At 74.3% G+C, this 22,176-nt stretch carries 23 protein-coding genes and 1 pseudogene; 15 read left to right on the top strand and 9 right to left on the bottom strand.

All coding sequences use genetic code 11. From position 1 onward, the window contains the following. Nucleotides 1–163: 163 nt before the first annotated feature. Nucleotides 164–862, bottom strand: coding sequence for a hypothetical protein (locus IF73_RS0107920; protein ID WP_324616071.1), 699 nt, complete (start codon nucleotides 860–862; stop codon nucleotides 164–166). Nucleotides 863–937: 75 nt separating this feature from the next. Here IF73_RS0107920 and IF73_RS0107925 point away from each other — a divergent pair, with 75 nt between their 5' ends. The 3 genes from IF73_RS0107925 (at nucleotide 938) to IF73_RS0107935 (ending at nucleotide 4,533) form a co-directional block, all read left to right on the top strand. Next, nucleotides 938–1,660, top strand: coding sequence for an aquaporin (locus tag IF73_RS0107925; protein ID WP_037878554.1), 723 nt, complete (start codon nucleotides 938–940; stop codon nucleotides 1,658–1,660). Between the two features lie 34 nt (nucleotides 1,661–1,694). Then, nucleotides 1,695–2,372: a SanA/YdcF family protein gene (locus tag IF73_RS0107930; protein WP_031004943.1), complete on the top strand. Its 678-nt coding sequence runs from the start codon at nucleotides 1,695–1,697 to the stop codon at nucleotides 2,370–2,372. 73 nt (nucleotides 2,373–2,445) lie between these two features. After that, on the top strand, nucleotides 2,446–4,533 hold the full coding sequence (locus IF73_RS0107935) for a molybdopterin oxidoreductase family protein (protein ID WP_031004945.1): 2,088 nt from the start codon (nucleotides 2,446–2,448) through the stop codon (nucleotides 4,531–4,533). Between the two features lie 27 nt (nucleotides 4,534–4,560). Here IF73_RS0107935 and IF73_RS41910 read toward each other — a convergent pair whose 3' ends face one another. The 3 genes and pseudogenes from IF73_RS41910 to IF73_RS0107945 form a co-directional block, all read right to left on the bottom strand. Beyond that, nucleotides 4,561–4,923 carry a gamma-glutamylcyclotransferase family protein gene (locus IF73_RS41910; RefSeq protein WP_234338188.1) on the bottom strand — a complete coding sequence of 121 codons (363 nt, stop codon included), beginning with the start codon at nucleotides 4,921–4,923 and terminating at the stop codon, nucleotides 4,561–4,563. Between the two features lie 48 nt (nucleotides 4,924–4,971). After that, nucleotides 4,972–5,280 (bottom strand): annotated as a pseudogene (gene cutA / locus IF73_RS41915) (divalent-cation tolerance protein CutA); the annotation flags it as partial. 83 nt (nucleotides 5,281–5,363) lie between these two features. Then, nucleotides 5,364–5,972 carry an NADPH-dependent FMN reductase gene (locus tag IF73_RS0107945; protein WP_031004949.1) on the bottom strand — a complete coding sequence of 203 codons (609 nt, stop codon included), beginning with the start codon at nucleotides 5,970–5,972 and terminating at the stop codon, nucleotides 5,364–5,366. Nucleotides 5,973–6,061: 89 nt separating this feature from the next. Between IF73_RS0107945 and IF73_RS0107950 the strand changes: the two genes are divergently transcribed. The 4 genes from IF73_RS0107950 (at nucleotide 6,062) to IF73_RS0107965 (ending at nucleotide 9,158) form a co-directional block, all read left to right on the top strand. Next, nucleotides 6,062–6,874, top strand: a complete 813-nt coding sequence (locus IF73_RS0107950; protein WP_031004951.1) for an aminotransferase class IV — start codon at nucleotides 6,062–6,064, stop codon at nucleotides 6,872–6,874. A 9-nt stretch (nucleotides 6,875–6,883) separates the two neighbouring features. Continuing rightward, nucleotides 6,884–7,693: a sporulation protein gene (locus IF73_RS38580; RefSeq protein WP_051716615.1), complete on the top strand. Its 810-nt coding sequence runs from the start codon at nucleotides 6,884–6,886 to the stop codon at nucleotides 7,691–7,693. 225 nt (nucleotides 7,694–7,918) lie between these two features. After that, nucleotides 7,919–8,440, top strand: coding sequence for a hypothetical protein (locus IF73_RS0107960; RefSeq protein WP_031004955.1), 522 nt, complete (start codon nucleotides 7,919–7,921; stop codon nucleotides 8,438–8,440). Between the two features lie 97 nt (nucleotides 8,441–8,537). Next, complete coding sequence (locus IF73_RS0107965; protein WP_031004963.1) at nucleotides 8,538–9,158, top strand: class F sortase; 621 nt, start codon at nucleotides 8,538–8,540, stop codon at nucleotides 9,156–9,158. Between the two features lie 9 nt (nucleotides 9,159–9,167). On the opposite strand, the gene IF73_RS0107970 is transcribed toward IF73_RS0107965, so the two are convergent. Beyond that, nucleotides 9,168–9,953 (bottom strand): sulfite exporter TauE/SafE family protein, encoded by a 786-nt coding sequence (locus IF73_RS0107970; RefSeq protein ID WP_031004964.1) that lies wholly within the window; start codon nucleotides 9,951–9,953, stop codon nucleotides 9,168–9,170. 182 nt (nucleotides 9,954–10,135) lie between these two features. On the opposite strand from IF73_RS0107970, the gene IF73_RS0107975 reads away from it, so the two are divergent. The 6 genes from IF73_RS0107975 to IF73_RS0108000 all read left to right on the top strand — a co-directional run bounded on the left by IF73_RS0107975 (nucleotide 10,136) and on the right by IF73_RS0108000 (nucleotide 17,044). Then, nucleotides 10,136–11,326, top strand: coding sequence for an NAD(P)/FAD-dependent oxidoreductase (locus IF73_RS0107975; RefSeq protein ID WP_031004966.1), 1,191 nt, complete (start codon nucleotides 10,136–10,138; stop codon nucleotides 11,324–11,326). Further along, complete coding sequence (gene nirB, locus IF73_RS0107980) at nucleotides 11,323–13,845, top strand: nitrite reductase large subunit NirB (protein WP_031004968.1); 2,523 nt, start codon at nucleotides 11,323–11,325, stop codon at nucleotides 13,843–13,845. Before IF73_RS0107975 ends, nirB begins: the two co-directional genes overlap by 4 nt. Further along, the gene (gene nirD / locus IF73_RS0107985) at nucleotides 13,842–14,171 is read left to right on the top strand and encodes a nitrite reductase small subunit NirD (protein ID WP_031004970.1); all 330 of its coding nucleotides are present in this window, start codon (nucleotides 13,842–13,844) and stop codon (nucleotides 14,169–14,171) included. The genes nirB and nirD overlap by 4 nt, the downstream gene beginning before the upstream one ends. Nucleotides 14,172–14,209: 38 nt before the next feature. Next, nucleotides 14,210–14,794 (top strand): TetR/AcrR family transcriptional regulator, encoded by a 585-nt coding sequence (locus IF73_RS0107990; protein ID WP_031004972.1) that lies wholly within the window; start codon nucleotides 14,210–14,212, stop codon nucleotides 14,792–14,794. Nucleotides 14,795–14,885: 91 nt separating this feature from the next. Further along, nucleotides 14,886–16,253 carry an MFS transporter gene (locus IF73_RS0107995; protein WP_031004975.1) on the top strand — a complete coding sequence of 456 codons (1,368 nt, stop codon included), beginning with the start codon at nucleotides 14,886–14,888 and terminating at the stop codon, nucleotides 16,251–16,253. A gap of 23 nt (nucleotides 16,254–16,276) precedes the next feature. Next, on the top strand, nucleotides 16,277–17,044 hold the full coding sequence (locus tag IF73_RS0108000) for an SDR family NAD(P)-dependent oxidoreductase (RefSeq protein WP_031004977.1): 768 nt from the start codon (nucleotides 16,277–16,279) through the stop codon (nucleotides 17,042–17,044). Nucleotides 17,045–17,060: 16 nt separating this feature from the next. On the opposite strand, the gene IF73_RS0108005 is transcribed toward IF73_RS0108000, so the two are convergent. Both IF73_RS0108005 and IF73_RS0108010 read right to left on the bottom strand, forming a co-directional pair. Next, nucleotides 17,061–17,474, bottom strand: coding sequence for a VOC family protein (locus tag IF73_RS0108005; RefSeq protein ID WP_031004979.1), 414 nt, complete (start codon nucleotides 17,472–17,474; stop codon nucleotides 17,061–17,063). 108 nt (nucleotides 17,475–17,582) lie between these two features. Beyond that, nucleotides 17,583–18,050, bottom strand: a complete 468-nt coding sequence (locus IF73_RS0108010) for a group III truncated hemoglobin (protein ID WP_031004981.1) — start codon at nucleotides 18,048–18,050, stop codon at nucleotides 17,583–17,585. Between the two features lie 72 nt (nucleotides 18,051–18,122). Here IF73_RS0108010 and IF73_RS0108015 point away from each other — a divergent pair, with 72 nt between their 5' ends. Further along, nucleotides 18,123–18,689, top strand: a complete 567-nt coding sequence (locus tag IF73_RS0108015; protein WP_051716616.1) for a hypothetical protein — start codon at nucleotides 18,123–18,125, stop codon at nucleotides 18,687–18,689. Here the strand turns inward: IF73_RS0108015 and IF73_RS0108020 are convergent. Continuing rightward, nucleotides 18,661–19,707 (bottom strand): hypothetical protein, encoded by a 1,047-nt coding sequence (locus IF73_RS0108020; protein ID WP_031004985.1) that lies wholly within the window; start codon nucleotides 19,705–19,707, stop codon nucleotides 18,661–18,663. The genes IF73_RS0108015 and IF73_RS0108020 overlap by 29 nt on opposite strands. A 166-nt stretch (nucleotides 19,708–19,873) precedes the next feature. On the opposite strand from IF73_RS0108020, the gene IF73_RS0108025 reads away from it, so the two are divergent. Further along, nucleotides 19,874–21,034 carry an alkaline phosphatase PhoX gene (locus tag IF73_RS0108025; protein ID WP_031004987.1) on the top strand — a complete coding sequence of 387 codons (1,161 nt, stop codon included), beginning with the start codon at nucleotides 19,874–19,876 and terminating at the stop codon, nucleotides 21,032–21,034. Here the strand turns inward: IF73_RS0108025 and IF73_RS0108030 are convergent. Continuing rightward, nucleotides 21,004–22,032: an ArsR/SmtB family transcription factor gene (locus IF73_RS0108030; protein WP_031004989.1), complete on the bottom strand. Its 1,029-nt coding sequence runs from the start codon at nucleotides 22,030–22,032 to the stop codon at nucleotides 21,004–21,006. The genes IF73_RS0108025 and IF73_RS0108030 overlap by 31 nt on opposite strands. Nucleotides 22,033–22,176 lie beyond the last annotated feature (144 nt).

The raw sequence follows: 22,176 nt of genomic DNA on the forward strand, positions 1-22,176 counted from the left end.
CCGCCCCAGCAGGGCGGCGGCGTCCGCGAACGTGCTGTCCGGCTCCGTCATGGACCGATCCTGGCGGGGGCAGGTTGCCTGCCCGTTGCGCGGCGGTCACGTCTGGTTTCCATGACCCGCACGCCGGTGTTTCGCCGGGCTCACGCGCGCGTGGGGACGGCTGTCAGGAGGCGAGCCAGACGCGGAGCGGGCCGAGCCCGTCGAAGCCGGCGGCGAGGGCGGCGGTCAGTTCGTCGCCGGACTCGTAGCCGACGACGGGGAGGGCGGGATCGGCGGCGGCCAGGGCGGCGGCCCAGACGAGCGCCGGGTCGGTGCCGTCGGCGGCGAAGAGGTTGGAGACGCCGGTGGCACCGGCGGCGGTGGAGAGGACGGCGCCGCCGAGGATCCGCCCGTCGGGGCCGGGGACGGCGAGGACGGTGACGGTCGGGTCGTCGAGGAGGGCGGGGCGGAAGAGGGCGGCCTCGTCGGCGTCGCCGCCGCTCCAGGCGTCGGCCCAGGCGGCGAGCGCCTCGGGGGTGGCGGCGCGGGTCCAGGCGGCGCCGGGGCCGGCCGGGGCGCCGGCGCGGCGGCCGATCCAGGTGGCGTCGAAGAGCGGCCGGAAGCCGTCGGCGGTGAGGTCGAGGCGGGCGTAGGAGTCCTTGACGGAGGCGCCGGGCGCGGTGAGGTCGATGCCCGTGACGACGTCCGCTGCGGTCGCGTCCCCGCTGAGGGAGACGGCGTCGGGGTAGTAGAGCGGGGTGCGCCGGGGGCTGGTCCAGGCCCGGGGGCCGGTGGTGGTGGCCAGGCCGTGGGCCCGGCACATGCCGGCGCACCAGGCGGCGTTGTTCCGGACCGCGGCGGTCAGCAGTTCGTCGTTGATCACCGTCGGATCGTACGGAAGTCGCACCCCTCCCCTCCCCCCTTTTTTCGTTCCGAATCACGGAATATCTTTTCCACTATGAGAATGTCCCCTGCGTCGCTCCCCCGGCGCGCCACCGCCGAGTTCACCGGCACCGCCGCCCTCGTCGCCGTGATCGTCGGCTCCGGCATCCGCGCCGACTCCCTCAGCCAGGACGTCGGGGTCCGGCTGCTCGCCAACGCCGCCGCCTCCGCCCTCGGCCTCGGGCTGCTCATCGCGCTCCTCGCGCCGCTCTCCGGCGCCCACTTCAACCCGGTCGTCACGCTCTCCGAGTGGTGGGCCCGCCGCCGCGAGCGGGGCGGCCGCGAGGTCCTCGCCTATGTCGCCGCCCAGGTGAGCGGCGCCGTCGCCGGAGCACTGCTCGCCGAGGCGATGTTCGGCCGGGCGCCCGGCTCCTGGTCCACCGAGCCGCGCGCCGCGCTCCATCTGCTGCTCGGCGAGGCGGTCGCCACCGCCGGGCTCGTCCTCGTCGTCCAGGGCCTGCGGCACATCGGCCGCCCCCAGCTGGCCCCGGTCGCGGTCGCCGGGTACATCGGCGCGGCGATCTGGTTCACCTCCTCCGGCTCCTTCGCCAACCCGGCGGCCACCGTCGGCCGCTCCCTCACCGACTCGTTCACCGGCATCGCCCCCGCCTCGGTGCCCGCCTACGCCGCCGCCCAGCTCCTCGGGATGCTGCTCGGGATGGGCCTGGCGGGTGTGCTGTACGGCACGGAACGGGCCGCCGCCGAACCGAAGGCCGCACCCGCGCGTCGAACGGGGTGACCGCCCCTCTCCCCGACCCCCGGAGGCACAGCCGATGCAGGTCCGGTTCCCCCGCACCGTCCGGGCCCGCCGCCGCGCCGTCCAGGCCGTGATGGCGGCCGCCGTCCTCGCCCTGGTCCCCGCGACCTGGATGCACACGGCCGCCGCCGGAAAGCTGCGGACGACCGCCGACGTGCCCGCCCGGGACGTCGCCGTGGTCTTCGGCGCCGGCCTGTGGAAGGGGCGCCCGACCCCGTACCTCGCCCACCGGCTCGACACCGCCGCCGAGCTCTACCGCACCGGCAAGGTGAAGGTCCTCCTCGTCACCGGCGACAACAGCCGGACCTCGTACGACGAGCCCGGCGCCATGCGCGCCTACCTGGCGGCCCGGGGCGTCCCGGACGAGAAGGTCGTCAGCGATTACGCCGGCTTCGACACCTGGGACAGCTGCGTCCGGGCCCGCAAGGTCTTCGGCGTCGACCGGGCCGTCCTCGTCACCCAGGACTTCCACGTCAAGCGGGCCGTCGCCCTGTGCGAGCGGGCCGGGGTGGCCTCGTACGGCGTCGGGGTCGCCGAGCCCCACGACGCCACCTGGTACTACGGCACCACCCGGGAGCTCTTCGCCGCCGGCAAGGCCGCCCTCGACGCCGCCGTCCGCCCCGACCCGCGCTTCCTCGGCCCCCGCGAGACCGGGGTGACGGAGGCCCTCGCCTCACCCCGCGCCACCCCGTGACCTGAGCGGAGAGCACCGCGCCCGTAATACGGGACGCCGCCGCCCGTAACACGCCCGACGCACTCTTGACGGCATGTCCGACGCCACCGCGGTCCCCACCCACTGCCCCTACTGCGCCCTGCAGTGCGGCATGCGGCTCCGCCCGACCGGCACGGCGGAGCTGCCCGCCGAGGTGGTCGAGCGGACCGACTTCCCGGTCAACCGGGGCGCCCTGTGCGGCAAGGGCCGCACCGCCCCCTCCGTACTCTCCTCCCGGGTCAGGCTCACCGAGCCCCTGGTCCGCCGCCCTGACTCCGGGGCGCTCGAACCGGCCTCCTGGGAGGAGGCGCTCTCCGCCGTCGCCGAGGGGCTGCGCCGGACCCGCGCCGACCACGGTCCCGACGCCGTGGGGGTCTTCGGCGGCGGCGGACTCACCAACGAGAAGGCGTACACGCTCGGCAAGTTCGCCCGGCTCGTCCTCGCCACCTCGCAGATCGACTACAACGGGCGCTTCTGCATGTCCTCGGCGGCCGCCGCCCACCAGCGGGCCTTCGGGCTCGACCGGGGCCTGCCCTTCCCGCTGGAGGACATCCCGAAGACGGGCTGTGTGATCCTCGTCGGCTCCAACCTGGCCGAGACCATGCCGCCGGCGCTGCGCTACCTCACCGAGCTGCGGGAGAACGGCGGCAGGCTGATCGTCGTCGACCCGCGCCGCACCCGCACCGCCGAACAGGCCGACCTGCACCTCGCCCCCCGCCCCGGCACCGACCTCGCGCTCGCCCTCGGCCTGCTGCACCTGGTGGTCGCCGAGGGCCGGGTCGACGAGGAGTTCGTCGCGGAGCGCACCACCGGCTGGCCGGAGGCCCGGGCCGGGGCGATGGCCCACTGGCCGGAGCACGTCGAGCGGATCACCGGCGTCCCGGTGCCCGACCTGCGCGCGGCGGTCGCCCTCTTCTGCGACGCCGAGAACTCCATGGTGCTCACCGCCCGCGGCCCCGAGCAGCAGTCCAAGGGCACCGACACCGTCGGCGCCTGGATCAACCTCTGCCTCGCCACCGGGCGGGCCGGCCGGCCGCTCTCCGGCTACGGCTGCCTCACCGGCCAGGGCAACGGCCAGGGCGGCCGCGAGCACGGCCAGAAGGCCGACCAGCTGCCCGGCTACCGCAAGCTCGACGACCCCGCCGCCCGCGCCCACGTCGCCGGCGTGTGGGGCGTCGCCCCCGAGACCCTGCCGGGGCCGGGGCGGAGCGCGTACGAACTCCTCGACGCGCTCGGCGGCGAGGTGAGGTCGCTGCTGCTGATGGGCTCCAACCCGGTCGTCTCCGCCCCGCACGCCGCCCACGTCGAGGACCGGCTGCGCTCGCTCGACTTCCTCGCCGTCGCCGACGTGGTGCTCTCCGAGACCGCCGAACTCGCCGACGTCGTCCTGCCGGTGACCCAGTGGGCCGAGGAGACCGGCACCATGACCAACCTGGAGGGGCGGGTGCTGCTGCGCCGCCGCGCCCTCACCCCGCCCGAGGGGGTCCGCAGCGACCTGGAGGTGCTGCACGCGCTCGCCGGGCTGCTCGGCTGGGAGAAGGGCTTCCCCACCGATCCGGAGGAGGTCTTCGAGGAGCTGCGCCGCGCCTCCGCCGGCGGGCCCGCCGACTACTCCGGCATCAGCTACCGGCGGATCGAGGAGGAGCAGGGCGTCTTCTGGCCCTGCCCCGGGGAGAGCCACGGGGGCACGCCCCGGCTCTTCCTCGACCGCTTCGCGACCGCCGACGGGCGGGCCCGGTTCGTGCCGGTGACGCACCGGCCGGCCGCCGAGGAGACCGACGCCGAGTACCCGGTGGTGCTCACCACCGGCCGGGTCGTCTCCCAGTACCAGTCCGGCGCGCAGACCCGGCGGGTCCCGGAGCTGAACGCCGCCGCGCCCGGCCCGTTCGTGGAGCTGCACCCGCGGCTCGCGGACCGGCTCGGGGTCGCGGAGGGCGAGCCGGTCGCCGTCGTGTCGCGGCGCGGACGGGCGGTGGCGCCGGCCCGGATCACCGGCGCGATCCGCCCGGACACCGTCTTCATGCCCTTCCACTGGTACGGGGAGGGGCGGGCGAACACACTGGTGAACCCGGCCCTCGACCCGGTCTCCCGGATGCCCGAGTTCAAGGTGTGCGCGGTCCGTCTGGAGCCGGTCGCCGAGTGACCGGCCGGGCCGCCGTCCACGGCCGGTCTAGGGCCGGTCGAACCAGTCGCCGCTCTCGATGACCGGGCCGAGGGGCGCGTCCGGTGCCGCCACGAACACCCAGGCGGAGACCTGCGCCCCGTCCTCCGTCCGGACCACGTCCATGGCCACCCGCTCGTAGCCGACGGGCAGCTCCAGGCGGTCGAGCAGGCCGAACAGCTCGCCGTAGTCGCCGGCCGAGGGCGTGAGCAGCGAGCCGATCACCCGGCCGCCGGCCTGCGGGACGACGTACGGGTAGCCGGGCCCGTCGTGCAGGACCGCGCCGGTCAGCACGGCCGCCGCCTCGGTGCCGATCCGGCCCGCGAGGAACCGGTCGTGGTTGTAGCCGCCCGGGCGCAGCGTCCCGTACACGAAGAACGGCCGCTCGTCCCGGGCGGCGGACTCCGGCTCGACGGCGCCCGCCGTCTCGTCCTCGACCCAGCGGGCGTACCGCTCGGCCACCCGGGTCACCCGGGTGGCGAGGATCTCCGGCGTCTCGTAGTCGTGGGCGGCGGTGAGGTGGGCCTCCAGGGCCTGGTAGCGGGCCTCGGTGGTCTTGAGGACCACCTCCCACTCCTCGGTGGTCTCGATCGCGCCCCGCCAGTGGTAGACGGAGGTGACGGGCCCCGAGACCTGCGCGCAGGCGGCGAGCCGGGCCTCGACGGCGCCGCGCGCCAGGGCGTCGGCCTTGGCGCGGGCGTCGGTGGTGGTGCGGACGGTGACGATCACCCCTCCACCGTACGGGCCGACCGGTCCGCGTGCAGCCGGGCGTAGGCCGATCCCGGTCCGTGGGCGCGGCGCGGGGCCGCGGCTCAGGCCGCGTACGGACGGACGGACTTGGCTTCCTTGAGGGCGCGGCCCCACCAGGCGAGCTGGTCGAGCATGAGCTTCGCGCCGTTCTCGGGGCCGGTCGGGTCCTTGAAGGCGCCGTCCTCGTCGAACAGGCCGTGGGCGTTGGGCAGGACGACGCCGTCGCGGACGGTCACGGCGTGCATCTCGGCGTAGACCTGGCGGAGTTGCTCGACGGCGCGGATGCCGCCGGAGATGCCGCCGTAGGAGACGAAGCCGACCGGCTTGGCGCGCCACTCGGTGTAGTGGCGGTCGATGAGGTTCTTCAGGGAGGCGGGGAAGGAGTGGTTGTACTCGGGGGTGAGGACGACGTACGCGTCGGCGGCCTCCAGGACCGGGGTGACCCGGGCGAGTTCGGCGCGGACGCCGGGGTCGGGATCGTAGGAGAGGGAGGTGGGGAGGGTGATCTCGGCGAGGTCGACGACGGTGAGGGCGAAGTCGGAGCGCTCGGCGACCCGGGCGCGGAACCAGTCGGCGACCACGGGGGCGAAGCGGCCCGCGCGGTCGCTGGCGACGACGAGGGCGAGGGTCAGGGGGGCGGCGGCCTGGGCGGCGGAGTTCGTGATGTCCATGCCGAGAAGAGTGGTACCTCAAGTTTGGTTGAGGTCAAGCGTGTTCCGGGGGGATCTTCCGGGCGGATCCCGGGGGCTACCGTGAGGCCATGACGACCTCCCCCTCCCCCGCGCCCGTGCACATCGAGATCGACGGGGTCCCGGCCGCCGATCCCGGGCCGCTCGCCGCCGTGATGAGCGGCTACGGCCACTTCACCGCGATGCAGGTGCGGGACGGCCGGGTGAAGGGCCTCGGGCTGCACCTCGACCGCCTCGACCGGGCGACCCGGGAGCTGTTCGGCGAGCCGCTGCCCGGCGGGCGGGTCCGGGAGCTCCTGGCGCGGGCCGTCGGGGCGTCGGGCCGGCGGGACTGCTCGGCGCGGGTGTACGTGTACGAGGCCGGGTCCGGGTTCCTGGTGGCGGTCACCGTCCGGGAGGCCGCGCCCGACGGCCCCGGCGCCCCGCAGCGGCTGACGGCCGTCGACCACCTGCGCCCGGCAGCGCACCTCAAGCACCTGGGCGGCTTCGGGCAGCGGTACCACGGGGACGCGGCCCGCCGGGCCGGCTTCGACGAGGCGCTGCTGACCTCCCCGGCGGGCGAGGTCGCCGAGGCCGCGGTCGCCAACATCGGCTTCTGGGACGGCACTTCGGTGGTGTGGCCGACGGCGCCCCAGCTCACCGGGATCACCATGGCGCTGCTCGATCCTCTGCTGCCGTCGGTCCACCGCCCGGTCGCCCTGGGCGAGTTGGCGGGGTTCCGGGCCGCGTTCACCGCCAACGCGCGGACGATCGCGCCCGTGACGGCGGTCGACGGGGTGGCGTACCCGGTGGACGAGACGCTGATGGAGCGGGTCCTGGGCGCCTACGCGGACGTGCCGGGCGAGAAGATCGTTTCCGGTGACGGGGCGGGTTCCGCCGATTAGCCTGCGGCCATGGTGTTCAAGAGACTTTTCGGCAATGGCGGGATCCCGCTGGAGATCGACACGATCGTCCCCGACGAGCCGTTCCGGCCGGGTGGGACGCTGCACGGCGAGGTCGTGGTCCGCGCGCCCGAACGCGACCTGAAGATCGAGTCGATACGCATGCGGCTCGTGGTCAACGCGTCCCTGACGCACAAGGGCGACGGCGACGGCGAGGACGACGGCAAGACCCTCGGCTACCCCAGCGCCAGCGGCTGGTTCGAGATGAAGAAGGGCGAGGAGCGGCGGATCCCGTTCTCCGAGCGGCTGAAGTGGGAGACGCCGCCGAACGAGACGCGGGGCGAGCGGCTCGGCGTCTCGATCGGCGTGCGGACCGAGGTCGAGGCGGCCGGCGTCAAGGCGGCCACCGACCTGGACCCGGTCCGGGTGGAGACGCTGCCGCTCCACGAGGCGGTCCTCGACGCCTTCGCGGCCGAGGGGTACGCCTTCGACAGCTCGCGGGTCTACGAGTCCTCACTCAGCCACGTCGAGTACCACCTCTACGCCTGGCAGGGCTTCCGGCTCGTCGACCGGCGGGGCGGGGAGGGCCGCCCGCCCCGGGTGGAGCTGACCTTCCACACCAACGCGGTCGGCTGCGAGATCTTCCTGCGCCGGTTCCAAGGGAACAGCGGCCAGTACTGGGACAACAAGCCGAAGGCCCTGCGCTTCGTGGCCGCGCACCACGAGGTCGGGAGCCGCGACTTCGGCGCCGACGCCCGCCAGTGGCTGGAGGGCCTCGCCCGGCTGAAGCCCGGCAAGGGCGACGGGAAGGACGAGGACTGACACGGGGCGCCCCACCCTCCGGGACGGCCGCTCACCCGTTCGGCACGACACGTCAGCTGACGCCCCATAACCGGCTCTGACCTGCGGAAACGCCGCGATTCCAGTCGACGCGCCGTATCGGACGGAGCAATCCTGACGCGCCATCAGCAGGCGGGGGGCGCGCCGGGGCCGTTACCTCGGTCGTACGGAAGACCGAACGACCGCGCGCCCCGGAGGAACCCCACCATGCGCCCCACTGCCCGCCTGCTCACCGGAACCGCGCTGACGGTCGTCGCGCTCGGCGCGTTCGCCGCGCCGACGGCGTACGCGAACGGGAACGAGAACGACGGCCCCCACACGCTGGAGATCTACCCCTCCACCGCCTCGCCCGGCACCACCGTCACCGTGAACACCCTGGCCTGCGGCAAGAACGGGCACGGGGTCGGGGACGCGAACTCGGTCGGCGCCGGGGAGTTCCAGCTCAGCCCGAGCACCCACAAGGAGGTCGTGGTCGGGCAGTTCACGCTGCCCCAGCACGCCAGGCCGGGCACCCACTGGATCGCCGTCGCCTGCGACAACGGCCGGACCGCCCGCGGCGAGCTGACCGTGAAGCACCGCGAGCCCAGCGGTCACGTCAAGACCGGTGTCGGCGGCAGCATCGGCCCCGACACCGCCCAGGTCACGGCGGGCGCGGCGGTGCTGGCCGCGGCTGCCGTCGGCGGTGTGTGGCTCATGCGGCGCCGGGCGAGCGGCGCCCAGGGCCACTGATCACACCGCCCGTCCCGCCCCCGCCCGGCTCCCGCACACGGCCGGCCGGGGGCGGGACCCTCGCCGTCCCCCGCCGCAGCGACCCCGAGGAACCGACGTGAGCAACAGGAGCAAGGGCTGGGGCCTGGCGGTGGCCGCCTGCGTCGGCCTCTGGCTCGTCCAGAACGGCTCGCAGGACGTCACCCCGCCCGTCCCGTCCGCCGCCCAGGCGTTCGCCGCCGGGCCGAGCGTGCACACCGACGCCGCCGCCGACCCGCTGCCGTCCTCCCCGCCGGTGCGGCTGCGCATCCCGGAGACGGACGTGGACGCCCCGATGACCCGGCTCGGGCTGGCCCCGAACGGCTCCCTGGAGGTGCCGCCGGCCGAGGACCGCAATCTGGCCGGCTGGTACGCGGACGGCGTCACGCCCGGTGCCAAGGGCACCGCGATCGTCGCCGGCCACGTCGACAACGCCGGCGGCCCGGCCGTCTTCTACACCCTGGGCGCCCTGAAGAAGGGCCACCGGATCGAGATCGACCGGGAGGACGGGAAGACCGCGGTCTTCACCGTCGACGCCGTCGAGGTCTACGACAACGACGCCTTCCCCGACGAGAAGGTATACGGGGCGACCGACCGCGCCGAGCTCCGGGTGATCACCTGCGGCGGCGGCTTCTCCGCGAAGAGCGGCGGTTACCAGGGGAACGTGGTCGCCTTCGGGCACCTCATCGGAGTGCGCTGAGCAGGCCGGTCAGCCCCACTGGTCGTAGGCGAGCTTCGCGACCATGGAGAGGACCACCACCAGCAGCACCCCGCGGACGAACTCCGAGCCCTTGCTCAGCGCCATCCGGGCGCCGATCGTCCCGCCGGCCAGGTTGAAGGCCGCCATCAGGGCGGCCAGCTGCCAGTAGACCGTGCCGCTCAGCGCGAAGGTGACGAGGGCGCCCGCGTTGGTGCAGACGTTGACGATCTTGGCGGTGGCGGAGGCCGTCACCAGGTCGAGGTGGAGCACGGCGGTCAGGGCGAGCACCAGGAAGGTGCCGGTGCCGGGCCCGAACAGCCCGTCGTAGAAGCCGATCCCGCCGCCGACCAGGACGATCGCCGTGACGATCCGGGCCCGGGTGAGCGGCGCCCGGTCCTCCCCCTCGGGCCGCACCCCGAAGGACGGCTTCAGGATGACGAAGGCCGCCACCGCCACCAGGACCACGATGATCAGCGGCCGGAGCACCTCCCGGCTGATCATGGTCACGAAGAGGGCGCCGAACGAGGAGCCCACGAGGGCCGCGAGCCCGACCCGCACCGCCGTCCACACCGGCACCCTCGTCTTGCGGGCGTAGGTGATCGCCGCGCCGGTGGTCCCGACGATCGCGACCGCCTTGTTGGTGCCGAGGACGTAGCCGTTCGGGGCGGTCGGGAAGGCGATCAGCAGCGCCGGCAGGAGCAGCAGCCCGCCGCCCCCGACCACGGCGTCGATCCAGCCCGCGACGAGCGCGGCGAGACACAGCAGGACCAGCGTGGTCAGGGTGATGTCAGGCATGGCAGTGACCCTAGGGACGAGATCGTTGGCCCGTCCATCGATCCCGTGATCGTTGAGGAAGCTCTGAGCTTGCGGCGGGCCGCCGCCCTCACAGTCCGCCCGGGACCCGGCGGAGATCAGCGTTCCGTACGGGAAACAGGCGGGATGCCACCGGGAAACACCGGCGCCGCACCCTTCCGGGTATGAGTACACGGATCGTGGTGGTCGGAGGCGGAACGGCGGGCCTCCGCCTCGCCCAGCGCCTGCCGGTCACCCTCCTCGGCGAGGAGCCGCACGCCCCGTACAACCGGGTGCTGCTCGCCGACGTCCTCGCCGGACGGTACGCCCCCGAGGTCGTCGCCCTGCCCGCACCCCGCGAGCCGGTGCGCCGCGGGGTGCGGGTGGTGGGGATCGACCGGGCGGCACGCACGGTCGAGTGCGCCGACGGCTCGCTGGTCGGCTACGACCGGCTGGTCCTCGCCACCGGCTCCAACCCGGTGCTGCCGCCGCTGCGCGGACTGCGCGGGGCGGAGCTCCCCGAGGGCGTGCACTCCTTCCGCACCCTCGACGACTGCCTCGCCCTGCGCGAGGTCGTCCGCCCGGGAATCCGGGCGGTGGTCGTCGGAGGCGGGCTCCTCGGCGTGTCCGCGGCGCGGGCGCTGGCCGCGCTGGGTGCCGAGGTGGTCCTCACCCAGCAGGGCGAGGGCCTGATGGAACGGCATCTGGACCCGCACGCCTCCGTGCTGCTGCGGGAGCACCTGGACGGGCTCGGCGTCGAGACCCACACCGAGTGCCGGGTCAGCGGGCTGCGGCAGCGGGACGGGGCGGTGACGGCGGTCGAGCTGGCCGACGGCTTCGTCCTGGACGCCCAGGTCGTGGTCCTGGCCTGCGGGGTACGCCCCCGGGTCGCGCTGGCCCGCGAGGCCGGGCTCGACGTGCGGACCGGCATCGTCGTCGACGACGAGCTGCGGACCTCCGACCCGTACATCCACGCGATCGGCGACTGCGCCGAGCACGACGGCCGGGTCTACGGCCTGGCCGGCCCGGCGCTGGAGCAGGCCGACGTCCTCGCCGACGTGCTGTCCGGCACCGCCGGCCCCCGCTACACCGGCACCCGGGCGCTCACCCGGCTCACCCTCGGCGGGGCCCGGCCGCTGGACCTCGCCGCCTTCGGCGAGGCCACGCCCCTGCCGGGCGACGACGTCGTCCAGCTGACCGACGCGACCCGGGGCGCGTACCGCAAGGTCGTCGTCCGCGACAACCGGCTCGTCGGGGGCGTCCTCCTCGGCGACCTGGCCGCGGTCGGCGCGCTCGCCCGGGCCTGGGAGGGCGACGAAGCCCTCCCGGAGGCCCCCCTGCTGCACCTGCTCACCCACGACGGAGGCTCCTCATGACCACCCCCACCATCGTCCTGGTCGGCCACGGAATGGTCGGCCAGCGGTTCCTGGAGGCGCTCGCCGACCGGGGCGTCACCGAGCGGGCCCGGATCGTGGTCCTCTGCGAGGAGCCCCGCCCGGCGTACGACCGGGTCCAGCTGACCTCGTACTTCTCCGGGAAGACGCCCGACGACCTGTCGATGGTCGAGGACGGCTTCATGGAGCGGCACGGCATCGAGCTGTACACGGACGAGCCCGTCGTGGCCGTGGACCGCGCGGCGCGGACGGTGACCGCCCGGTCGGGCCGGGTCGTCGCCTACGACCACCTGGTGCTCGCCACCGGCTCGTACCCCTTCGTGCCGCCGGTCCCCGGCAAGGACGCCACCGGCTGCTTCGTCTACCGCACCATCGAGGACCTGCTCGCGATCGAGGAGTACGCCAAGACGGCGACGACCGGCGCGGTGGTCGGCGGCGGTCTGCTCGGCCTGGAGGCGGCCGGCGCGCTCAAGGGCCTCGGGCTCGACACCCACATCGTGGAGTTCGCGCCGCGGCTGATGCCGGTGCAGGTCGACGAGGGCGGCGGCGCCGCGCTGCTGCGGACCATCGAGCAGATGGGGCTGACCGTGCACACCGGCACGGGCACCCAGGAGGTCGTGACCGCCGACGGCTCCGTGACCGGCATGAGGCTGTCGGACGGCACCGAACTCGCCACCGACCTGGTGGTCTTCTCGGCCGGCGTCCGCCCCCGGGACCAGCTGGCCCGCGACTGCGGGCTGGACGTGGGCGAGCGCGGCGGCATCGCCGTCGACGAGCACTGCCGCACCTCCGACCCGGCGGTCTTCGCCATCGGCGAGTGCGCGCTCGCCTCCGACGGGCGGGTCTACGGCCTGGTCGCGCCGGGCTACGAGATGGCGCAGACGGTCGCCGCGGTCCTCGCCGACGAGGCCGGCGACGACACCGGGTTCACCGGCGCCGACCTCTCCACCAAGCTGAAGCTGCTCGGGGTCGACGTGGCCTCCTTCGGCGACGCGCACGGCACCGCCGAGGGCTGCCTCGACGTCGTCTACGCGGACTCCCGCGCCGGCGTCTACAAGAAGCTGGTGGTGGACGCCGAGGGCCGGCTCCTCGGCGGCGTGCTGGTCGGCGACGCCGAGTCGTACGGGCTGCTGCGCCCGCTGACCGGCACCAGGCCCCCGGTCTCCCCCGAGCAGCTGGTGCTTCCGGCGGGGGCGGGCGCGCCCGTGGCGCTCGGCCCCTCGGCGCTGCCGGACGACGCCGTCATCTGCTCCTGCCACAACGTGACCAAGCACGCCATCACCCAGTGCGCCTCGCTGCCCGAGGTCAAGAAGTGCACCAAGGCCGGCACCGGCTGCGGCAGTTGTGTGAAGGTGATCGAGAAGCTGCTGCCGAAGGCGGCCGACAAGGGGCTCTGCGGCTGCTTCTCCTACACCCGCAGCGAGCTCTACGAGATCGCCCGCACCCTGCGCGTGACCTCCTTCGCCGCGCTCCTCGACTCGCACGGGCGGGACGGCGCGAAGGGCGGCGAGGGCTGCGAGGTGTGCAAGCCGACCGTCGGCTCCATCCTGGCCTCCCTCAACAACGGCTACATCCTCGACGGCGAGCAGGCCGCGCTCCAGGACACCAACGACCACCACCTGGCCAACCTCCAGCGCAACGGCTCCTATTCGGTGGTCCCCCGCATCCCCGGCGGCGAGATCACCCCGGAGAAGCTGATCGTGATCGGCGAGGTGGCCCGCGACTACGGCCTCTACACGAAGATCACCGGCGGTCAGCGGATCGACCTCTTCGGTGCCCGCGTCGACCAGCTCCCGGCGATCTGGACCCGCCTGGTGGACGCCGGATTCGAGTCCGGGCACGCCTACGGCAAGGCGCTGCGCACGGTGAAGTCCTGTGTGGGGCAGACCTGGTGCCGCTACGGCGTGCAGGACTCGGTGAAGATGGCGATCCAGCTGGAGCTGCGCTACCGCGGCCTGCGCGCCCCGCACAAGCTGAAGTCGGCGGTCTCCGGCTGCGCCCGCGAGTGCGCCGAGGCCCAGTCGAAGGACTTCGGCGTGATCGCCACGGCCAACGGCTGGAACCTGTACGTCGGCGGCAACGGCGGCGCGACCCCGCGCCACGCGGACCTGCTCGCGCAGGACCTGTCGGACGCCGAACTGATCCGGCTGATCGACCGGTTCCTGATGTTCTACATCCGGACGGCGGACCGCCTGGAGCGGACGTCGGTGTGGCTGGAGCGCCTGGAGGGCGGCCTCGACCACCTGCGGGACGTGATCGTGAAGGACTCGCTGGGCCTCTGCGACGAGCTGGAGGCGCTGATGGCGGCGCACGTCTCCGACTACCAGGACGAGTGGGCGCAGACCCTGGACGACCCGGAGCGGCTGCGGCGCTTCGTCTCCTTCGTGAACGCGCCGGAGACGCCCGACCCGACGGTGCGGTTCGTGCCGGAGCGGGACCAGATCAAGCCGGACCTCACGATCCTGACGATCGGCACCCTGGAAGGAGCCATGTCCCGATGAAGACCCTCGAACTCTCCCCCGCCGAGAACTCCTGGATGGCGGTCTGCGAGGAGGCCCGGCTGACCCCGGGCCGCGGCCTGGCGGCGCTGCTGCCGGACGGCCGGCAGGCGGCGGTCTTCCGGGACCGGGCGGGGCGGGCGTACGCGATCGACAACCGCGATCCGTTCACCGGGGCGCAGGTGCTGTCCCGGGGGCTGATCGGGACGGCGGACGGGCGGCCCTACGTGGCCTCGCCGCTCCTGAAGCAGCGCTTCGACCTGGAGACGGGCCGGTGCCTGGACGACGACGCGGTGACGGTGGCGGTCTATCCCGTACGCACGGTCTAGCTTGACCGATCGTTCCAGAAAGGGATAGCGTCTCCGGCGTGGCCAGGACCAAGGAATTCGACCCCGAGGCCGCGCTCCAGGCAGCGCTCGACCTGTTCTGGGCGCGCGGCTACGAGGCGACGTCGATGGCGGACCTCGTGGCGCACCTCGGCATCGGCCGGGCCAGCATCTACGCGACCTTCGGCAACAAGCACGAGCTGTACCTGAAGGCGATGGACCGCTACCTGGAGACCCGGGACCCGGGGCTCGTCGAGGAGCTGTCCGCGCCGGGCCCGGCCCTGCCGGCCGTCCGGGCACTGGTCCGCCGCTTCGCCGCCGAGGCGACGGCGGAGGGACTGCGCCTGTCGGGCTGCTTCGTCACCAACTCGGCGGCGGAGCTGGCCCCGCGCGATCCGGTGGTGGCCCGCCGGGTCGAGCTGAGCTGGGAGCAGATCGAGACCCTGCTGTACGCGGCGCTCACCCGGGCCCGCGCCCAGGGGGAACTGCCGGAGGGGCGCGATCCGCGCACCCTCTCCCGGATGCTCCTGGTGCTGCTCCAGGGGATCCGGGTGGTCGGCAAGGCGTCGACGGACCCGGCCAGGGTGCGGGACGCGGCGGAGGAGGCCCTGCGGCTGCTCGACTGAGCGGCCGCCGGACGGGCGCCCTTGCGGGGGCGCCTTTTCTCGGGGCTCTTTCTGGAATGTACGGTCAAGTACAGACGATGTGGGGGACGGCATGACGACGTACCGGGGAACAGCGGCACCGAGCGCGCCCACGGCGGGCCACGGGGGTGCCCGCCGGGGGTTCGCGCTGCTCGGGACCGTCCAGGCGACGCTCATCTTCACGCTCGCCGCGCTCGCCGTGCCGCTCCCCCGGATCGCCGCCGAATTCGACCTGGACCAGGGGCGGTTGATCCTCCTCAGCGCCGCGTACGGACTGACCTTCGCGGGGCTCCTGCTGCTCGGCGGACGGCTCGCGGACCGGTACGGCGCCCGGCGCGCGCTCACCGCCGGACTGCTCCTCTTCGCCGCCGCCTCCGCGCTCGCCCCGCTCGCCACCGGTTACGCCGGGCTGCTCGGCGCCCGCTTCGCGCAGGGCGCCGGCGCCGCGCTCGTCGCCCCGGCCGCGATGGGCGCGCTGCGCGCCCTCTACCCCGAACCCGCCGCGTACGGACGGGCGATGGGCACCTGGGGCGGCCTCTCCGTCCTCGGCGCCACCGCCGGGAACCTGCTCTCCGGCGCCATCACGGCCGCCGCCTCCTGGCGCGCCTCCTTCGCCGTGCCGGTCGCCGTCGCCGTCGCCGCGCTGCTGCTCGCGCGCCGGCTGCTGCCCGCCACCCCGCCCGGCGCGGACCGCGCCCTCGACCTGCCGGGCGCCCTGCTCGCCACCGCCGGGATCGTGCTCGCCAGCACCGGCCTGGTGCTGACCGACGCCCACCCGTGGGGCTCCGCGCCCGTCCTCGTACCGCTGCTCGGGGGGCTCGCCCTGCTCGCCGGCTTCGCCCGCGCCGAGCGCCGGGCCGCCGACCCGCTGCTCCCGCCCGGCTTCCTGCGGGACCGGCGGCGCCTCCTCGGGCTCGCCGCGGTCGCCCTCACCGCCGCCGGCACGGCCACCGTCTTCGTCCTGCTCTCGCTCGACCTCCAGCGGGAGCGCGGCTACTCGGCGGCGCTCACCTCGGCCGCCTTCGTGCCCTTCGCCGCCGCGCTGCTCGGCGCCGGCCGGCTCGCGGGCCCGCTGATCGGCCGGTACGGGCCCGGCCGGGTCACCGCCGCCGGACTCGGCGCGGCGGGCGCCGGACTCGCGCTGCTCGCGGCCGGCTCGGGCGACCCGACCGTCCCGTACGCCCACGGGCTGCTGCCCGGCCTGCTCCTGCTGCCCGCCGGCGGGGCGCTCTCCTTCGCGGGCGCCGCCGTCCTCGCCACCGAGCGGGTCCCGGCCGACCGGGCCGGACTCGCCGGCGGCGTCCTGAACACGGCGATGGAGCTCGGACCGACCGTGGTCTTCGCCGCCCTGCTCACCCTCGGCGCCTCCGCCGCGCCGCTCGCCGCGGCGGCGGCGCTCTTCGCCGCCCTCGCCGCCCTCACCGCCCGTCTCGCCAAGTGACCACCGATTACAGGGGAGTTCCCATGTCCGTCTCCGCCCGCTTCACCGGCCGCTCCGTCCTCGTCACCGGCGCCGGCTCCGGCCTGGGCCGGGAGATCGCCCGCGCCTTCGCCGCCGAGGGCGCCAGGGTGGTGGCCGCCGGCCGCACCGCCGCGGCCCTCGACGCCACCGTGGCCCTGATCGAGGCCGAAGGCGGTACCGCGACCGCCGTCACCGCCGACGTCACCCGCCCGGGCTCCACCCGCGAGCTGGTCCGCCGCACGGTCGAGACGTACGGCGGGCTCGACGTCGCCGTGAACAACGCGGGGATCTTCCGGGGCGGCCACAGCGCCGCCGACTTCCCCCTCGACGACTGGCAGGCCCTGCTCGACACCAACGTCACCGGCGTGCTGAACGCCCTCCAGGCCGAGGTCGCCCACATGCGGGCGCACGGCGGCGGCGCGATCGTCAACGTCTCGTCCAACCTGGGCCCGCACGTCCGGATCCCCGGCGTCTTCGGCTACCAGGTCTCCAAGGCGGCCGTCTCGGCGCTCACCCGCGCCGCGGCCCGCGACCACATCGCCGACGGGGTGCGGATCAACGCGGTCAGCCCGGGCGCCGCCGAGTCCACGATGTCGCTGCTGCCCGGCGAGACGGAGGCCGAGCGGGAGGTCCGGATGAAGGAGCAGTCGCCGCTCGGCCGGATCTCCTCGGCCGCCGAGGTGGCGGCGGCCGTCCTCTACCTCGCGTCGGACGCGGCGGGCTCCGCCGTCGGCACGGACCTGGTGGTCGACGGCGGCGTCTCCGCCTGAGCCCCTGCCCGGGGGGTCAGCCCTGCGGGGCGGCCGGGTCCATCCAGAAGACCTCCCAGTGGTGGCCGTCCGGGTCGGCGAAGGAGCGGCCGTACATGAAGCCCATGTCCATCGGCTCCTTCGCCGGGCTGCCGCCCACCTCCAGGGCCCGGTCGGCCAGCTCGTCCGTCTTCTCGCGGCTCTCGGCGCTCAGCGTGAGCAGCACCTGGGTGGTGGCGGAGGCGTCGGCGATCGCCTTGCCGGGCGCGGTGAACGTGCCGAACTTCTCCTCGGTGAGCAGCATGACGAAGATGGTGTCGCTGATCACCACACAGGCCGCGGTCTCGTCGCTGAACTGCGGGTTGATCGTGTACCCGAGCTTCTCGTAGAAGGTCTTGCTGACGTCGAGGTCCTTCACGGGCAGGTTCACGAAGATCATCTGCGGGGCCATGGTGTGCTCTCTCTTCTCCGTCGTGCGGTTCCGCCGTGTGCGGTGCCTACGGGAGTGGAGACGGGCCGGGCGGCCGGGACTCATCGCTCCCCGGAGAAGTTTTTTCGATCAGGCGGCCGAGCGCAGCGTGAGCGCCGCCAGCGGGACGAAGCCGCCGGTCCCGCCGGCCGCCGCCTCGGCCTCCGCGCCCGGACCGCCGAGCCGCTTCATCATCGAGAGGGCGATCCGCTCCCCCATCGCCTTGGCCCGGTCCGCGAGCGGCCCCCGGTGCAGCCCGTCCAGCGTGGCGTGCCAGAGCTGCACCCACCGCCCGAAGTGGGCGGGGGTGAGGGGCCGGGCGGAGTGCAGTGCCGCGTGCGGGGCGAAGGCGTCCCGGGCGTACGCGGCGGTACGGAAGAGGGCGCGCTCCCAGAAGTCGGCGATGCGCGGGAGGTGGACCTCCAGGTCGGTGCCGGCGACCTCCGTGAAGAACGGGCCGATGAGGGGATCGGCGAAGGCGGCCGAGTAGAAACGGCGCAACAGCACGTCGAGGTCGTCGCGGCCGCCGATGTCGGTGAGCTCCCGGGTCTCGCGCATAGGCCCAGTCTGCCGGTCGCGACCCCCCGCCCCCCAGTGCCGAAGGTCCCGTCCGTGGCTATCTTCGGGGATATGAGCAGTGGCAGGCGCATCACCGAGAAGCTGTCGGACGAGGCCCTGACGGCGGCCACCGGCCGGGGCTGGGCGGAGTGGTTCGCCCGGCTCGACGCCTGGGGCGCGGCCGACCGCGGCCACACCGAGATCGCCCGCCACCTGGTCGAGGACGAGGGCGTCGGCGGCTGGCACGCCCAGTCGGTGACCGTCGGCTACGAGCAGGAGCGGGGCCTGCGGGAGGTGGGCCAGTCGGGCGACGGCGACTGGCAGGCGAGCGCGAGCAGGACCGTCGCCGCGCCCGCCGCCCGGGTCACCGACGCCTTCGTCGACCCGGAGCTGCGCCGCCGCTGGCTGCCGGACGGCGGGCTCGAACTCCGTACCCACCGCTCCGGGAAGTCGCTCACGGCCGACTGGCAGGGCGGTCCGAGCCGGATCTCGGTCCATCTCACGCCGAAGGGCGACACGAAGACCCTGGTGGGCCTCGGCCACCTGAAGCTGCCGGACGCGGACGCGGTGGCGGCGTACAAGGAGTTCTGGCGCGACCGGCTGACCGCGCTCAGGACGCTGCTCGAGTCCAGCGGCTGAGGGTGCCGCTCACCTGGTCGTAGGTGAGCCAGGTGCCGTCGCCGAGGGGGCGGACGTAGCCGGTGACGGCGCCGGGGTAGCCGAGCCGCCCCAGGGGCTTCAGGGTCGCCGCGTCCAGGAGCGCGTGGCGTACGGGGTCGTCGGTGCCGTACTCGTGGCCGGTGGAGCCGAGGACGGTGTCCGCGTCGACGAAGCCCGCGCACCAGTCCCAGCGGTCCGGGCCGGGGCCGGTGGGCTCCGCCTCGGCGAGGAGGGTGCCGTCCAGGTCGTGGAGCTGGAGGTCGGCGCCGTAGTGCTCGACCGTCAGGAACCGGCCGTTCTCGGGGTGGACGTCGAGCAGGATCCGGTCGAGGCCCTCGTTGAGGTCCCGTACGACGAGGTCCTCGCCGTCCCGGCGGGCCCAGTACAGCAGGATCCCGTCCTGGCCCATGCCGACGCAGAGCGCCATGTGCGCGCCGTCGGGCAGCGACTGGTGGTGGGATCCGGAGGCGTAGCTGTCGGTCAGCGGGACGCGGGCCAGTTCGCGGCCGTCGCGCGCGTCGAGGACGACCCAGAGCTCCTGGTACTCCGTGTCCGCGGCGACGACGTGCGCCCAGACGAGCCGGCCGTCGTCGGAGACCCGGACGGACCCGTGCTCGCTGCCGGGACACACCTGCTGCTCGTCGCCGCTGTGCTCGTGGTCGAGCTCCGGGCCCCAGCAGCCGTGCCGGTACTCCCACAGCGCGCCCCCGCCGACCGCCACGGCGCGGACGGACCGCTGCCCCGAGAAGACGACGAAGGAGCCGTCGGGTGCGGCCGAGTGCACGCCGCAGTCCCAGCCGGGCCAGGGCAGGGGGACGACGGCGAGCGGCGAGGTCTCCCCGGCGCACAGCGCCGCCACGTCGTGGACCTCCAGATCGGCGCCCTGGCGCAGGAGGAGGCGCCGGGTGCCGTCGGCACGGGCCTCGTGGAAGTCGTCGACCACGGCCCTCCCACCCGGCAGCCGTACCGATCCGAGCAACTGTGCGGTGATCGTCATGGCGCGAACCTAGCGCCCCGCTCCGACACCGACTCCCCCGCCCCGCGCCCGCCCCTTCCCCGTCACCGTTTGTTGATGCACAGTCAATTCCGCCCTCCTAGATTCCCCTCGCGCGGCCCCGCCGCTGACCGTGCGGCGGGCGGTCACACACCCCTGGAGAGAAGACGTGGAGCGACGCAGTTTCCTGCGTGGAGCGGTCATCGGCACATCGGCGGCCGCCTTCGGCGGCACCCTGATGCGGGGCGCCGCCTACGCGGCCCCCGCCCAGCCCGGCGCCGGCCCCTACGGCGCGCTCGGCCCCGCGAACGCGAACGGCATCATGCTGCCCGCCGGCTTCACCAGCCGGATCGTCGCCCGCTCGGGACAGACCGTCCCCGGCACCTCGTACACCTGGCACAACGCCCCCGACGGCGGCGCCTGCTACGCCGACGGCACCGGCTGGATCTACGTCTCCAACTCGGAGATCTCCAGCACCGGCGGCGCGAGCGCGATCAGGTTCGACGCGTCCGGCAACGTCACCTCGGCCTACCGGATCCTGTCCAACACCAACCGCAACTGCGCGGGCGGCAAGACCCCGTGGAACACCTGGCTCTCCTGCGAGGAGGTCGACACCGGCTACGTCTACGAGACCGACCCGTGGGGCGTGAACGCCGCCGTCCGCCGGGCCGCGATGGGCCGGTTCAACCACGAGGCCGCCGCCGCCGACCCGGTGCGCCGGGTGGTCTACCTGACCGAGGACAAGTCGGACGGCCGCTTCTACCGGTTCGTGCCCAGCACCTGGGGCAACCTCTCCTCCGGCACCCTCCAGGTCCTCACAGCCGGGTCCGGCACCTCGGGCTCCTTCTCCTGGGCGAACGTCCCCGACCCGGACGGCTCCCCCACCGCGACCCGCTACCAGGTCTCCGGCGCCAAGGTCTTCAACGGCGGCGAGGGCTGCCACTACGCCAACGACACCGTCTGGTTCACCACCAAGGGCGACAACCGCCTCTGGCAGCTGAACCTCGCCAACAACACCTACGAGCTCGCCTACGACGACTCGCTGGTGCCCGGCGGCGCCGCCCCGCTCACCGGCGTGGACAACGTCACCGGCTCCTCCTCCGGCGACCTGTTCATCGCCGAGGACGGCGGCAACATGGAGATCTGCCTGATCACGCCGGACGACGTCGTGGCGCCGTTCCTGCGGATCACCGGCCAGTCCTCCTCCGAGATCTGCGGCCCCGCCTTCTCCCCCGACGGCAGCCGGCTGTACTTCTCCAGCCAGCGCGGCACCACCGGCAGCTCCTCGGGCGGCATCACCTACGAGGTGACCGGCCCGTTCCGGGCGTAACAGCGCACCTCCCCGCGCCGCTGGGCCCCGCCTCCGCCGAGGAGCGCGGCGCCCAGCGGCGTCAGCGTGTGCAGCACCGCGTTCCCGTGCCGGAGGGTCGCTATCAGGCCCGCCTCCCGCAGCACGCCCGCGTGCTGGCTCGCCGAGGCGAGCGACACCCCGGCCCGCCGCGCCAGCTCGCTCGTCGTCCCGCCGTCCCCGATGGCCTGGAGGACCTCCGCTCGGGTCTGGCCCACCAGCTTCGCCAGCGAGGAGACGCCCGGCGGGCGGACCGTGGGCGACTCCCCGTGGGTCACCGGATAGACCAGCACCGGCGGCAGCGCCGGATCCCGCAGCATCACCGGCGTGCCCCGGCAGAAGTACGACGGCTGGAGCAGCAGCCCCCGCCCGTCCAGGTGCACGTCCCGGTCGACCGGGTAGGCCGCCTCCAGGACCGGCGCCCGCCAGGTCAGCATCGGCGGCAGCGAGTCGAGCAGCTCCTCCGCGCCCCCGTCGAGGACGGCCCGCCCGCGCCGGGCCCGGTCCGCCTCCACCCGGGCCTGGATGTGCGGCCAGTACGGCTCCACGGCCGCCCGGTGGTAGCTGCGCAGCGCCCCGAGCAGCCGGTCGAAGGGCTCCGGGCCGCCGTCGGCGAGGGCCCGCAGCGAGTGCGGCACGGTGCGGCCGCCGCTCCGGTCGGCGGCCAGCAGGGTCAGCTCCGAGCGGAGCCGGCCGGGTGCGGTCGCGCGGACCGCCTGGAGCCCGTCGTCGAGGCCGTGGAGGCCCTCCGCCGGGGTGAGGAAATCGGGGAAATAGCCGCGGCTCGGGACCAGCGCCGCCAGCAGCCGGGTCTCCCCGCCGAGCCGCGCCCTGGTTTCCGTACGCCATCCGCCGAACACCACCGGGCCGCGCCGGTCCCTTAAACGGTGAAAGCTGAGAATCGTTTCCCACAGGACGTCAGGACGGGCGGCGATCCGCACCCCCGCCAGATCGCCCGCGGTGAAATGAATACGAAGCATGAAGTCCCCACCTGTGCACTCGCAACCACCCCGCGATCGAGTATGCACTCCATCACTGCACGTTACCAGGGTGTTTCAGCCACAGTTGAAAAGCATCGCGGCGAACACGGCCCAACGGAAATGCTGTGCGGGTCGGGCAGGAAA

The organism is Streptomyces sp. NRRL F-5727 (assembly GCF_000719555.1).
Lineage (GTDB): Bacteria > Actinomycetota > Actinomycetes > Streptomycetales > Streptomycetaceae > Streptomyces.